13 protein-coding genes are annotated in these 14299 nt (G+C 44.9%); 8 read left to right on the forward strand and 5 right to left on the reverse strand.

Annotated elements, in window-relative coordinates; translation table 11 throughout:
* Positions 1-207 precede the first annotated feature (207 nt).
* Positions 208-1032, forward strand: coding sequence for a substrate-binding periplasmic protein (locus A7985_RS23830; protein ID WP_081310714.1), 825 nt, complete (start codon positions 208-210; stop codon positions 1030-1032).
* Here A7985_RS23830 and A7985_RS23835 read toward each other — a convergent pair.
* Positions 1029-3440 (reverse strand): S41 family peptidase, encoded by a 2412-nt coding sequence (locus A7985_RS23835; protein ID WP_065792915.1) that lies wholly within the window; start codon positions 3438-3440, stop codon positions 1029-1031. The genes A7985_RS23830 and A7985_RS23835 overlap by 4 nt on opposite strands.
* A 196-nt stretch (positions 3441-3636) precedes the next feature.
* Here A7985_RS23835 and A7985_RS23840 point away from each other — a divergent pair, with 196 nt between their 5' ends.
* A complete protein-coding gene (locus A7985_RS23840) occupies positions 3637-4128 on the forward strand; it encodes a DUF6653 family protein (RefSeq protein WP_065792916.1) in 492 nt (163 codons plus the stop codon).
* Here A7985_RS23840 and A7985_RS23845 read toward each other — a convergent pair.
* Entirely contained in the window at positions 4125-4475 is a 351-nt protein-coding gene (locus A7985_RS23845) for a rhodanese-like domain-containing protein (RefSeq protein ID WP_065792917.1), read from the reverse strand. The two genes, A7985_RS23840 and A7985_RS23845, sit on opposite strands and share 4 nt — an antisense overlap.
* Positions 4476-4576: 101 nt before the next feature.
* On the opposite strand from A7985_RS23845, the gene A7985_RS23850 reads away from it, so the two are divergent.
* From A7985_RS23850 to A7985_RS23860, 3 genes are read left to right on the forward strand one after another with little or no spacing between them, the layout of a single operon-like run.
* A complete protein-coding gene (locus A7985_RS23850; protein ID WP_065792918.1) occupies positions 4577-4873 on the forward strand; it encodes an ArsR/SmtB family transcription factor in 297 nt (98 codons plus the stop codon).
* Positions 4874-4889: 16 nt separating this feature from the next.
* A complete protein-coding gene (locus A7985_RS23855) occupies positions 4890-8153 on the forward strand; it encodes an efflux RND transporter permease subunit (protein WP_065792919.1) in 3264 nt (1087 codons plus the stop codon).
* Position 8154: 1 nt separating this feature from the next.
* Positions 8155-9198 (forward strand): efflux RND transporter periplasmic adaptor subunit, encoded by a 1044-nt coding sequence (locus A7985_RS23860; protein WP_081310715.1) that lies wholly within the window; start codon positions 8155-8157, stop codon positions 9196-9198.
* Between the two features lie 27 nt (positions 9199-9225).
* Here the strand turns inward: A7985_RS23860 and A7985_RS23865 are convergent, their stop codons facing one another.
* The gene (locus A7985_RS23865) at positions 9226-9903 is read right to left on the reverse strand and encodes a nitroreductase family protein (protein ID WP_065792920.1); all 678 of its coding nucleotides are present in this window, start codon (positions 9901-9903) and stop codon (positions 9226-9228) included.
* 243 nt (positions 9904-10146) lie between these two features.
* On the opposite strand from A7985_RS23865, the gene A7985_RS23870 reads away from it, so the two are divergent.
* On the forward strand, positions 10147-10815 hold the full coding sequence (locus A7985_RS23870) for a fumarylacetoacetate hydrolase family protein (RefSeq protein ID WP_065792921.1): 669 nt from the start codon (positions 10147-10149) through the stop codon (positions 10813-10815).
* 93 nt (positions 10816-10908) lie between these two features.
* Positions 10909-12096, forward strand: a complete 1188-nt coding sequence (gene purT / locus A7985_RS23875; RefSeq protein WP_065792922.1) for a formate-dependent phosphoribosylglycinamide formyltransferase — start codon at positions 10909-10911, stop codon at positions 12094-12096.
* 45 nt (positions 12097-12141) lie between these two features.
* Here the strand turns inward: purT and A7985_RS23880 are convergent, their stop codons facing one another.
* Positions 12142-12828, reverse strand: a complete 687-nt coding sequence (locus A7985_RS23880) for a TorF family putative porin (protein ID WP_081310716.1) — start codon at positions 12826-12828, stop codon at positions 12142-12144.
* A gap of 150 nt (positions 12829-12978) precedes the next feature.
* Here A7985_RS23880 and A7985_RS26665 point away from each other — a divergent pair, with 150 nt between their 5' ends.
* Positions 12979-13122: a hypothetical protein gene (locus A7985_RS26665; RefSeq protein ID WP_176716801.1), complete on the forward strand. Its 144-nt coding sequence runs from the start codon at positions 12979-12981 to the stop codon at positions 13120-13122.
* Here the strand turns inward: A7985_RS26665 and A7985_RS23885 are convergent.
* Positions 13099-14265: a hypothetical protein gene (locus tag A7985_RS23885; RefSeq protein WP_065792923.1), complete on the reverse strand. Its 1167-nt coding sequence runs from the start codon at positions 14263-14265 to the stop codon at positions 13099-13101. The two genes, A7985_RS26665 and A7985_RS23885, sit on opposite strands and share 24 nt — an antisense overlap.
* Positions 14266-14299 lie beyond the last annotated feature (34 nt).

Genomic DNA, 14299 nt, shown 5'->3' on the forward strand with positions numbered 1-14299 from the left:
CTGCCATACTATTTTGTGATTACTAAAAAATGATGAGTCTCTGCACTATGCTTATGGTATGGTTATTACAGAGAATGTATTTTGTTGTGGCGTTTCTGTGACAATAATATATGTTATAGTTCTTTATGTTTCGGAATAATTCAGTAGTTTTGCAGGTAAGCTGAGTATATAGCATTTTATGTGCGTGGTTTTTGAGTAGGTGATTGAATGAAGTTTTATGCCGTGCTCATACAGAGCTTGTTGGTATTGATGTATAGCGCACAAAGCCAAGCGGTCGATCAAGTAGTGCACGTTGCCATTGATCATGCCCCTCCATATAGTCGCCTTAGTGATGACAGCCGCTCTCAGGGCCTGATACTGGATATCTTGCGCTATGCGCAGCTAACGAGCGAGAAAAAGTACAAAATAAATACGGTCCCTTGTCCATTCTCTCGATGTGTTCGCTTACTCAGTAAAGGCAAAGTGGATGTTATGGGCGGTCTGATTAAAACGCCGGAACGGCAAAAAATCATGTCTTTTGTGGAGCCGCCGTACATGGTGTTATCTTCCTCTTTTGTTTTCTATGGCACAGAAGCCAGTGGTATTGAAGTTAATCGTTATGAAGACTTACGTGGCAAACGTATTGCAGTCATGCGTGGAGGCGCTTTTTTTCCCAAATTCGATAAAGACAATAGCCTCAATAAGGTTGCGGTACCTTCGGAGCGCGTCGCAGTTGATTTAGTATTAAAAGGTCGAGTCGATCTGGTTATTGCCGTTGAGGATACGGCCGATGTGGCTATGGGAGTGCTAGCTCAACCTACCCACAAATTGAAAAAAATGGCATATCGCCATACACAAGAGATCTATGGGTATATGGCGATGAGTGCAGATTTTGCGAGCTCTCAACTCGGCACGTTAATATCTAAACAAATGAATGAAATGGCGAGAAACAAAACTTTGGATAAACTTGTTGCGCCCTATCATTTGCCCAAGATCCCCGCACATTTGATTGAATCACCGAAAGCCTCGGCCGCCTCATTCTCGCCTCATTAATGAGGGCTGAGAGATTGATGGCTGAGTTGTAAGGTCAGGTTAAACACTAACTGCTCAAGCGCTTGATATGCGAGGGCTGTGTTTTTAGACTCCACACTGGCATCCGTGAGCAAGATATAACCGGTTTGGTTGTGATAATCAGCAAACAGATGGGATTTAGATGCATTCCCTTGGCCCTGATGATAAGACTTTCGATTATCTAATTGCCAAAAATAGTTGGTTACCGGTAATTGGGTTGTTTTATTGTTTGCTAAATTCATTGCGAGAAAATGACTGAGGTCATTGGCCGTTGAGATAAGCTGCCCTTTACCGAATTCACTTTTTTGAGCAGATTGCCAATAGGTATTATGCATATTAAGTGGCTCGAAAACGTAACGCTGACTCAGTGCCGAAATGCTTTCCTGATGACTTTGTTCTAATACAAAAGTGGCCAATTCAATACCAACTTGTGAGTATATGGGTAACTCCCCTGGCGTCACGCCATAATGACTCGAAAAATTCCCCGAACGATATAGATCCCCGCCTTTAGTTAAATAAGCCTGTAGAAATTCTGCACGCTGTATAGGGAAATTGGCACACGGTGATGACAACTTATTAGACTCTTGAGCGCCTCGTGCTAAACAGTCAAGCAGTGTGGGGTTATCGATAATGCCACTGCGGTGTGCAAGTAGTTGAGAAAGCGTGAGCTCATAATGGGATGTGTCAGGGTACTCTATCGCAAATGGCAGTAGAGGATAGATGGGGGCATCTAACTCAAGGTGTTCCTGCACACTCGCATTGGCGATGGTGGCACCTATCAATACTTCGTCCAAAGATGCAATATAAAACGGGGTATCGGCATCGACTGGCTGTGTGCCATTCGTTGTGAAGCCTTGGCTATATATGGGTTGACCATGGGAGATGATATTGACGGCAATGTTTGAGATGTTACCGTGCGATTGTAATTCAGAGACTTGGTTTTCAAAGTCTGCAATGCTCATCGTCTGTTTGGGCGATTTATTGAGTCTATTGAGAACAAAATCATAGGTTTCAAAGCGTTGCATCTTAATGTCGTGCTGGCTAAATGCGGGCACATGGTGATCGGGTATAAAGCCTATATGTTCAAAAGTATCACCTTGAGCATTGCGATACACCTCGTTAGATAAACCGATTTCCCAGCCGTTAGGAAGCGTGAACTCCAAGACATCCGACAATGCGCCGGCGGTTTCTTCCCCCACTTTGGTGACGTGATTGAATTGGTCCATCGCCATGGTGAAGACTTCCGCTGCACTGACTGTGAGCTGGCTGGTAAGCAAATACACTGGTTTCGTATAGGTAACTTGATTGGCTATGATTTTTTGACGTATCGGGATACCTCTACCAGCTTGATTGATAGCCTGCTTGTTGAATGCCAAAATATCACGATCTGCAAAATAACTGGCGATGGCCAGAGCAATGGCGTCATCCCCTCCGGTATTGTGACGGATATCAATGATCATCGCTTCAGTATCTTTGAGACCGGCTATTGCTTGAGCCATCATCTCGTGTGCAGCTTCTAAGTGTTGTGACTCATTCGCATCGGGATCCGTGGCATAGTCAGCCATATTGTTAAGCACTAAGATACCGACGTTTGATGCGGTCTTGCCCCAAATTGCGGTCGCATTGTCGCTCTGTTGTGGCAAAGTGTTTAGCGTCTCTGGAGAGATGTAACGTTGGCTGATTGATTGTAGCTGCCTTTGATAGCGGGCAAATAGAGTAGATAAATCCTCTTCCTCACCTTGGTAGTGCATTTGCGCAAGGTCTGCTTGAATAGCCTGAAGTATGGGAGTGGGTTTACGGGCAAAAAACGCTTGTTGTGGTGACGAAATGGTCACATGCATATCTTGCAGCGGGGCCGTCATTTCCGCTAATACCGCAAAGAGTGCATCCTCTGACATTGTGTCTGTGATTTGAGGGCGATATAGGTCGTATTGTGCTTGCCAATCAACATTTCTCAGAGAAAAAAAAGCGTAGTAATCATTAAACGTGTGCCAAAAGTAGTCAAAAATCACGCTGGGTGAGATTGATTCAGAAATGGTGAGTGGGTCAGTACATTGAGGCGGCAAGGCATCAAGTTGTTCATAGAAGCTTGGATAAACTTGCCCTTTTCTATTCATACGTAAACGTCGAGTTTGGGAGAGTGCCACTGAGTCTAACTGAGCTGTTTGCTCATGGTGTGCCTGCTCAGAGGTTTGAAGACATCCATAGCGGTTATATTCGTAGTATATGACTCGGTTCATGGTGATATTGAGCGCTTCACCATAGGCAGGCTTCTGCCAATACCCAGCAGAACGTTGTAAATCTGAACGATGATCTTGATTATCTTGGCAACCACTTAAAAGCAGAAAAGTCGCGATTACAAGTGAAGGGTATCCCGATGTCAGCGTCATGATAAACAGTCCTTTGCGATTGAGGGTGTTATGTTTCAGAAAGTGACATTGAGTCTACAAAGTGTTGTTTTTGAGTACTGTTAGGGAGTTTGTAAAAAGCGTCATTAATTGTTGTGAGCATGCTACATTTTTAAACAGTCTACAGTGAACTTTAGCGTTAGGCTGTAATACACTTTAGATCTATAAGGAAGTTGTGATGAAGTTTGAGCACTTTGCGGCGAAATACTTCGCCATGAGCGATGAGGTTTGGGCGCGCCATACCAACCCTTGGAGTGTATGGACACGATATAGTTGCTTACCATTATTGTTGGCGTGCTTGTGGTGGCGAGATATATTGCAACTATGGTTTTGGCCCTTATTAGCGGTGCTGATATTATGGACTTGGCTTAATCCAAGGTGCTTTAAAAAGCCATCCAATACGGATAACTGGGCGTCGCAAAGCGTGCTTGGGGAGCAAGTACTTATCTACCAACGAGACAGCATTGCTGCGCACCATGATTCGGTGCTTACGGTCATTACTAGTTTGTTAACCATATTTACCGCCTTGTGTGTCGCTGGACTCTTTTTTTACGAACCGATTAGTACCTGTACAGGCGCATTGGGGTTAATTTTGGCGAAAACTTGGTTTCTTGACCGAATGGTATGGATATACCGCGAAGCAACATCTCAACCCCTTAATAAAACTTAATCGCCAAGTACCTCACATAGCTGGGCAACCGGTGAATCAATGGCGGTGATATTTGTATATCCTATTCTGTGTAGTTGCTCAGCAGCTAATACCGCTCTGCCACCGATTGCACAATGAAGGTAAAGGGCGCTGTCTAAGTTCGGTGCTTTCTGTGGAAGAGTAAATTCTAGCATGCCTCTGGGTATGTTGATGGCGTCTTTGGGCGCTTGCTGCTGATGTTCATGCGGTTCCCGTACGTCGATTAACAGTGCAGTCATACCCATTATCTCATGTTGCGCCTGGTTGGCATCAATACATCGAATGGTACTTTTCACAGATTGAATTAAAGATTGCGTTGTCGTAAGCACTCTTTATTTGCTCCCATATTTATATTAGTCACTACTAATATTAGACATTGCTAATGTAAATATCTATACTCGCTACCATATTAATTGCAAAGAGTTTTCGAATGACCCCACAGGATATGGCAAGCAATGCGGCCAAAGCCGAAGCGCTATTAAAACTTATGGCCAATAAAAATCGCTTGATGATCTTATGTTGTTTGCAGCAGTCAGAAATGAGTGTCACTGAGTTGAATACACAGGTTCCTCTTGCACAATCCGCTTTATCTCAACACTTAGCTGGGCTCAGAAAGGCAGAAGTAGTCGCAACGCGACGCGAGGGCCAAACAATATATTATCGAGTGGTCGATGAAAATGTCGCAGCGATGCTGGAAAAATTGTACGAGTTGTTCTGCCAAGCTTAATCTGTGAGGGACTGAGATGTTTGTATCCGTTAGTCGGCGTATATTGCTAAGCAGATTGCCACTCTATGTTTTACTTGCCAGTTTCATACTGGGGTTATTTGCACTGCAATACACAGCCAGAGAAGAAGAGCCACAGATTGTGGTGCCTATTTTAGATATTCATGTAGAAGTACCTAATGTTGATGCGCCTGAGGTAACTAGGCTCGTGACTGAGCCTTTGGAAAAGTTGCTGATGCAGATCCCCGGCGTAGAGCATGTGTACTCCACTACGGTTACTGGCAAAACGAGGGTAACCTTGCGTTTTGAAGTTGGGGAGGACAGAGAGCGTGCTATTCTGAATACTTACACCAAGCTGTATGCCAATGAAGATAGCAAGGCAAATGTTGTATCTAATTGGCAAATCAAGCCTGTTGAAGTGGACGATGTTGCTATTCTCATGCTGGGTATCTTTAGCGACGACCCCGCACGATATAGCGATTATGAGTTGACGCGCATTGCACAAGAGGTCTCAACTCAGCTTCAAACCATTACCGACACCAATGAAGTAAAAGTACTGGCTGGTCGCACACGGCAAGTGCAAATTGAACTGGACGCCACAGCATTGGCTGCTCATCACACCACCCCTTTAGATGTGTTTAATGCGATTCAATATGCCAATCAATTACAGCAAGTAGGAGCGTTTGTTGCGGGTAAAGCCCAGTGGCAATTACAAACGGGTGATGTGCTGCGCAGTGAAGATGCGCTTAAAAAGCTTGTGGTCAATGTGATCAATGGAAAACAAATTTATCTAACGGATGTGGCGTCGGTTAAAGATGGACCAAGTGAACCGACTCGATATCAATGGTTATCACAAAATAGAAGCAGTGAAAATCTGCCTATGGTGACTATCAGCATAGCCAAACAGCGGGGTAGTAATGCGGTCACGGTATCACAGCAAGTCTTGGCGCGCATGGCGCTGCTCGAAACGCAGTTATTACCTGAAGGTGTGAGTTATAAGGTCTTACGGAATTATGGCCAAACAGCCGATGCCAAGGTCGATAATCTCACTGCTAGTTTAGCATTCGCGGTGCTCAGTGTGATTATTTTTGTCGGCGTCTTTTTGGGCTGGCGTCCAGCGATTGTTGTGGGGCTAGCAATTCCGATTTGTTATGGCATCACACTGATTATCGGATATTTCTTTGGTTATACCATTAATCGAGTTACGTTGTTTGCACTGATCTTAGCGCTGGGTCTGCTGGTCGATGACCCGATCACTGGGATGGATAACATTACCCGCTTTGTCAGCCGTAGAGGAAACAAGCCGAGGGTAGTGACACTGGCAATGCTAGAGGTGAAAACACCGCTATTGATCTCGACTTTAACTATCATTGTTGCGTTTATTCCGCTTGGGTTTATTACGGGCATGATGGGTCCGTATATGGCCCCTATGGCATTTAATATCCCCTTGAGTGTTGTGGTATCCACATTGGTTGCGCTTTTTGTTACACCTTGGTTGGCGATGAAGCTTCTCAGTGGTGCGGGGCCTACAGAAGAGTTGGTTTCAAAGGTTGATACGAGCACTTACCGTCGTGTGTTGACAGCGTTATTAACCAACCCTCGACAAGCAAAGTGGCTTTTATGGTTGGTACTCGGTGCTTTTATCATAAGTGTTAGTCTGCCTCTCATGCGTGCAGTACCTTTAAAACTCCTGCCCTTTGATAACAAAAATGAGGTGCAGGTGCTGATTGACTTACCAGAGGGGAGTAGTCTCGAATACACAGCAAGTGTTGTGCAAAAGGTACAAAATAAACTCTGGCAGTTGCCAGAGGTCAGTTCTGTTGCTGCGTATGTGGGGTCACCTTCGAGTATGGATTTTAATGGACTAGTGCGAGGCTACTATCAACGCCATGGCAGTCATTTAGCGGATATCAGAGTGCTGCTGATTGATAAAGATCTCCGTGAACATCAATCTCACGCCGTTGTGTTACGAATGAGAGAAATACTTGCAACATCGATAAAAGAAGGGGTTCATATCAAAGTGGTGGAAGTACCACCTGGACCCCCTGTGATGTCTACCTTAGTTGCTGAAGTATATAAAGAAGATATTTTTGCCGACAAGTCTATACATCAACAGGCTGCAAGGGGGCTAGCTCAGCGCCTGCGTCAAGAAGCCCACGTAATAGATGTGGACACGAGTATCGCGGCTCCCTCTCAAGTGCATCGCTTTGTCTTGGATAAACGCAAGGCTGCATTGTCAGGAATTGGCACGCAGGATGTGAACCATACGCTCCAGATAGCTGGCGCAGGTGTTGAGGCGGGTTTATTGCATGTGCCTTATGAAGCAGCGCCATTAACGATTGAACTACAGATGTCTTATGTTGATCGCAATCAGTGGTCTGAATTGAACGCACTCCAAGTGCGTGGTCGCTATGAGCTAGCTAAGACATCGGCGAACAGTGCATTAGAAGAAGCTGCTCGTCCACTAGTACCTATTTATGAGCTTGGGCAGTGGCAACAAAGAGCTGCACAGCAACCCATATACAGAAAAGATTTGGCTGAAGTGATTTATGTCACTGCTGAATTGAATGGTCGAGTACCCGCTGCCGTGATTGCGGATGTCGTGAGTGATGAAGGGAGTGCCCAAACTGAGACCAAGGATTGGCTTGAACGCACATTTTTGAGCAGTGGTGCAGGTATTGAATGGCACATGCCACAAGGTACCTCTTATACCTTCTCGGGTGAAGGTGAATGGCGTATTACTGTGGATGTGTTTCGTGATATGGGGATAGCATTTGCTTTTGCCCTAAGTGCTATCTTTTTAATTTTACGCTTGCAAACCGCTTCGAGCGCGCTGGCTGGGATTATTATGTCATCCATTCCATTGACAATGGTTGGCATTATGCCGGGCTTTTGGTTATTGAACCAATTTGGTGAGCGCAATATAGCTGGTGCACCAGATCCCGTACTGTTTAGTGCAACTGCCATGATAGGTATGATAGCACTTGCAGGTATTGTTGTGCGAAACAGCCTGATCTTAATTGAGTTTGTTCATCAATTAAGGGCGCAAGGAGTGGCGATTAAAGAGGCCCTATACCGTGCAGGTGAGGTAAGAATGAGGCCCGTATTACTGGCCGCCGGAACCACGATGCTGGGTAATATTGTCATCATATTTGACCCCGTATTCAGTGGTTTAGCACTGGCGATTATTTTTGGCACCTTGGCATCGACATTATTATCTTTGGTGGTCGTGCCGATTGTGTATTACTTGGTGTTTAACGACGAAACTAAAGAGGAGATATAGCATGCCGATGGTTCATAAGAAAATGGTGGCCATTGTGGCAATGTGCACTTTGGTTTTGACACTCGCTATTTTTACAGGTGCCTTTGAGGATAAACTCAGTCCCATAAATTTGCGCGCATCTCAATTACACACGGGCGAGCGTTACTTAGTCACAGCACAAGTTATTGAACTGCAAGATACTATTAGTGCCAATGTCTCTGCACAAGAAAATACGCGTGTGGCGAGTCGTATCTTGGCACAGATCGAAACTATCGCAGTGCGTGCTGGGCAAGCCGTTAAGCAAGGCGAGGTCATAGCCACTTTAGCGGATGAACAGCTACAAGCGACTGTGAAGCAAGTGAGTGCACAAAGCGCGGCAAATGAAGTTCAATTAACGCAAGCGCAAAAGCAATTAAACCGAGTAAGTGCTTTATTAGATAGGGGCTTGGTGGCCAGAGATCAGGTGGATAATTGGCAGAGTAATGTGGATGAGCTAAGTGCAAAGCGCACGGCATTAATGGAGCAGCTTAAAGGCGCAAAGGTCGCGTTGGGCTACACGCAAATCGTGGCGCCCATTTCCGGTGTCGTGGTAGAGCGCTTGGTTGAGCCAGGTGATATGGTGACACCCGGCACACCAGTATTAGACTTGTTTAACCCCGCAAGCTTACAAATTACAGCATCCGTCGGGGCCAGTTTGGTTGGAAAACTACAAGTGGGAGCGGAATTGTCCGTCAGGATCGGTGCATCAGAACGTACCCTCAGTGGTAAAATTAGTGAGATAGTGCCTGTTGCAGATAATTTAGCACGACAATTTTTAATCAAGCTAGATGTTGTGACGCCAGCAGGCATCAAGCCCGGTATGTATGCTGAAGTGTACTTACCAGCACAACGAGTGAAAAGGGTATTGATCCCTCGCAAGCTGGTGAAGCGTGCGGGGCAGCTCACTATGGTTGATGTGATTGAGAGTGGTGTGAAGTCACGTAGATTAATACGATTAGGTTCAAGTTATGATGAAAAAGTCATGGTGATATCGGGATTGAGTGACGGTGAGATATTGGCCATGTAAGCCAATATCTCTTGTGGGTCTTTCATATCAGATGAAAGACGCAATTTCTTCAAGTGGTTTTTTAACCAACGCGTGCTCTGGTACTGTTGCATCTTCTGCGGGGTACCCCGCTATCAACAACATATAAGGACGTTCATTGTCTTTGTCGCGCTGACAAATTTCGGTTAAAAAGCTCATTGGTTTGGGGGTATGGGTAAGTGTTGCTAATCCTGCATTGTGCAACGCTTGAATTAAAAATCCAGTGGCGATGCCAACTGATTCATGCACGTAGTAGTTTGTATTTTTGTCCTCGCTATGGATCCCGCCTTTTTTCTGAGTAAAAATGGCGATTAACCATGGCGCGTGTTCCAAATAAGGTTTGTCAGCATCAGTGCCCAGCGGTTTTAGGGCATCTAACCATTCATCACCGGCACGGCCTTCATAAAATGAACGCTCTAATTGCTCAGCGGCCTCTCGAATTTGTTTTTTAACGTCGCTACTATGAATCGCAACAAAATGCCAAGGCTGGTGGTTTGCGCCACTCGGTGCTAAGCCGGCAGTTTGAATACACGCCTCGATAATTTCTTTAGGGACTGGCCTGTCGCTGAAACTACGGATTGTGTGACGTCGCTTCATCAGTGCTAAGTTGTCGTCAGCACGCTGTTGCATTTCCTCTGGGGTATATTCTATAAAGTCGGTTAAAGGGATATTGTCATGGGCTTTCATGGTTGTGATTCCTAGTTACTTGCATAGCGCTTTTTATAACTTGTGATTATAAAGCTTTCAACTTTTATGGCGATTTTATTAACATTTGCTGGTGGAAATAGTGGCAAAAAAACTTTACTTATGTATTTGGAATGCGCCACGTGATAAATAGGATGTATAGTCAGTATGAATAGATAACATTCTGTTTTTACATGTTTTCATCATATTATTAGGGCAATCCAGAGCGTTTTTAAGGAGTGTACTATGTACCGTCATAAGTGGGAGTCTGATGTCAACATGGCATTGCCTGTGGGTAAAGCTGTTTGTGTAGGGCGTAACTACGTGGCCCATGCAAAGGAACTCAACAACCCAGTACCTAAAGCACCGTTATTATTTATCAAACCCAGTAGTGCACTATGTGATTTCGGCCCTGAGACCGCGATCAATTTAAGTCTTGGGGAACATCATTATGAGGCTGAGCTGGTCTTACTGGTGGGCGAAAAAATTGACCGTAGTTGTACCGTTCCGCTCAACCGTATTGCTGGCGTGGGGCTTGGGCTTGATCTCACCTTGCGAGCGTTACAAGCTGAACTGAAGCAAAAAGGTCACCCTTGGGAGACTGCCAAAGCGTTTGATGCTAGTGGCTGCATTACGCCCTTTATTCCGGTGAATAAGGAGATGCTTGAATCAGGTTTAACATATCAGTTTTGGCAAAATGATACGTTAAAGCAGCGTGGGGACAGTGCCCACATGATTTTCAATATGGCGAAGTTACTGACCGATATTGCGAAGTTTTTTACGCTTTACCCAGGAGATATTGTGATGACTGGTACACCTGAAGGGGTGGGCGCCTTGAGTATTGATGACGACCTCAAACTACAATTAGGGCAGGGTAATGTATATCGCAGCAAGGTGGTTAAGCAATCCTCATAACTCTCCCTCTAAGTGCGATGAATAGTGCTGGACTGACGGTATGCGCTGCAAGTAGGCTATGTTGTTGTGAGATGACGTTTATCAGGAAAAGTTATGAAAACAAAATTGCTGGGGACACCTTTTAGCAAGACAGCTTGTAAAATATTATTTTGTGGTGGCGGTGAGCTGGGCAAAGAAACCGTGATTGAATTTAAACGACTTGGTGCAGAGGTTGTAGTATTAGATAGATATGAACATGCCCCTGCTATGCAAGTGGCGGACCGCAGTTATACCTTATCTATGCTTGACGGCGAAAGGCTTGCAGAGATCATCGAACAAGAGCAACCCGATTATATCGTGCCAGAGATAGAAGCGATTGCAACCAGTAAGCTGGTGGAATTGGAAGCTCAGGGATTTACTGTGGTACCCACGGCAAAAGCGACACAGTTAACCATGAATCGAGAAGGGATCCGCCGTTTGGCTGCCGAAGAACTAGGCTTAGCGACTTCTCCTTATCAATTCGTTGATAATTTGTCAGACTTCAGAGCGGCCATCAATAAAATTGGCATGCCATGTGTTGTAAAGCCGATTATGAGTTCATCAGGCAAAGGGCAGAGTGTGGTGAAGCATGATGCGGATATTGAGTCGGCTTGGGCGTATGCACAGCAAGGGGGACGTGCGGGTCAAGGCAGAGTCATTGTTGAAGGGTTTGTCGAGTTTGATTATGAAATCACGCTTTTGACCATTCGACATGTAAATGGCACGAGCTTCTGTGAACCCATTGGCCACGTACAGGCAAATGGTGACTATCAACAAAGCTGGCAACCACAAGCGATGAGCGAAACGGCTTTAGAGCATAGCCAAGAAATAGCGCGTAAGATAACCGATGCATTAGGTGGGCGCGGGCTATTTGGTGTCGAACTTTTCATTAAAGGTGACGAGGTGTATTTCAGCGAAGTGTCGCCAAGACCACATGACACTGGCATGGTGACGTTGATCTCGCAACATTTAAGTGAATTTGCTTTACATGCACGCGCTGTACTTGGGCTACCAATCCCAAATATACACTTTAACGGCCCATCGGCTTCGAGTGTTATTTTGGTAGAAGGAAACTCGACAGAGGTACAATTTACGCATGTAGCAGAGGCATTGTCTGCACCCAATACAGATGTACGTCTTTTTGGTAAACCTGAAGTACAGGGGACTCGTCGAATGGGAGTTGCACTTGCCCGTGCAGCGAATGCTGAGTCTGCCGTTGAGTTGGCGAAACAAGTGAGTGCCACAATCGGCGTCAAACTTTAATCATAAAAGGGCCTGCAGGCCCTTTGCTATTGCAGCAACTTAACATTATAAGTCAAAATCTAGCGCGTAGCTGACGTACACCTTAATATCATCATCTGCATCAAGGTCAGTCTTGACGAGGCCGAAGGTATAACCGTCTTTACTTAAACTGACACCATAGTCCATGTAACTATCATCTTCGCCTGTCCACTCCATAACGGTATCCCCACTTGAGTTGCCGATATGAAACCCGAGTTCAGAATCTTTAAATACGGGAAAACTGGCATTGAGCTCAATGTAGAGCATTTCTTCTTCTGTGCTACTGTCATTTTGAGCATGGGTTAAATAGCTCACCTTAAAGTCAACATTACGCCAGCCAAGTGATGCATAGACTTCACCAAAATCTGTGTCTCCTGCGGCATCAGGATAAGCGTAATGTATATAACCTATATCGTAGCGAACTTTTTGGATCTCTCCGCTAAAACCTAAATACAAGTCTAGCTCGTAGCTCGTGCTGGATGTGTCGCCAAAGTCGACATTAGATGCCCAAGTCCCAACATAAAAGCCCGAATCGTTACTGTAATCGATACCCCCAGAGACAGCTGCGCCGTCATCAGATTGGGTGAGCCCTCGCCAAAAGTAGTTGGAACTGGCAGCGACATTGGCAGTCACACTGTGACCGCTGGCAGCGAATACATCAAAATTTAAAATGGCTAAACAGGTGCAAGCAATGAGTGAAGCTTTATTTGTCATAATGGTTCCTATATGGCACAGAAAAATTTGTAATTTGAACTTAGAGCCATTGAACTTTTAGATGCAGCATAAAAGTCAACAGTCCCTTGCAAACGCAATCTTTACGCCAGTACAAAAAAGCTGCGTGAGAATTTTAATATCTGATTGAAATTGAAAACGATAATTATAGCAGGGTATGGCGAGGTGCAAGTGAGTGGCAACGAAAAGCTGCACTTAGGTGGTGCGTATTTAGATAACCTGCACTGTTTTCATGCAGGTTATCTGAGTTACTTAGCCAAAGATTGTACGCATTAATTGAATGGTTTCATCAACGCTGCGGCCTTTCTCCACTTCGGCGATAATTGAATCACGTTTTGCCTTGATGTGTTCTGGAATACTTTCATCACTGAGGGCTCTATCAACAAGCGTTGCCGCTGACTCTTTACTCCGTTTGACCGATCTACTGCCAGATGCCGTGCTAGTGCGCTTTGGTTTATGCAATAGTTTGTAATAATTTGACGAGGTTGGCGTGTCTTTGTCAGCATAATAGAACAATGTTGGGAGCAGCGCTTTAATCTTAACGAGTTCTGTTTCCAAGTCATTCGTCGCTGTTGCCATTGCACACCATGGCATTTTAGTAATGGTTTGAACGATGTCTGTCCAGTACCTTTCAAAATCGCGATTATTCAGGCGTGTAATACCCAAAGCTTGGCACAACGCATCTAAACGATTGTTTACGATTGGCGTAAACACGTCTGGGCGGCGCATTGCCAATAAGCGTGTTGCCGGCGCTAAAGTTGGCTTTTCATCACTGCCGTTAAATGCACTAAGATAAGCAATCATAAACGCTTGATAGTCTGATTCGCTCACGGTGCCATCTAAAGGAATATGTGCTAGGGCCTGATCAAACTCTGCTGGTAAGTCAGCGAATAGTTGGTGGAACCCTTTTGCGCTTTTGGTTGAAGCAAACCATTCAACATCAAATTGATAAACGCTGACATCGTGATTGGCTGTATGCTTGCCGGCGATTGCCAAGCGATCTTCAACAATCATTTCTTGTAGCGGGGTTTCACGCAGTTGACTTACGTATTCCATCAGCTTGAGTTGCTCTTCTAACGCAAGGTGCTCTTTGCGCTCGGCAATGAACTCACTGACAACAGGCCAAGGTGCAATTCTCAGCGTTTTTACTTGCAAAAAGCTGATTGCAGATATCAACATATCCTGCAGCTTTTTTACCGTTGGTAACTGATGGTCATCTAGTAAATCAAAATTAATGCGGTTTTTTGCTACATCAAGTAACTCATAACACCAGCCCAGAAAATCTTCTGGGTGATTTTCAACCTTTACCGCCATCAGATTGAGACTGATCTCAGTAGATTGCTTTAAAATATTTTGATAAATCTGACTTTCTTGTTCGCCCAAAGCCATATTTGACGGTGATATGAGCAACTTTTTCATGCTGCGGCAACTCTCCAACGTTAAGTTTAAATCT

This window comes from Pseudoalteromonas luteoviolacea (assembly GCF_001696455.1).
In the GTDB taxonomy this organism is placed as follows: Bacteria; Pseudomonadota; Gammaproteobacteria; order Enterobacterales; family Alteromonadaceae; genus Pseudoalteromonas; species Pseudoalteromonas luteoviolacea_C.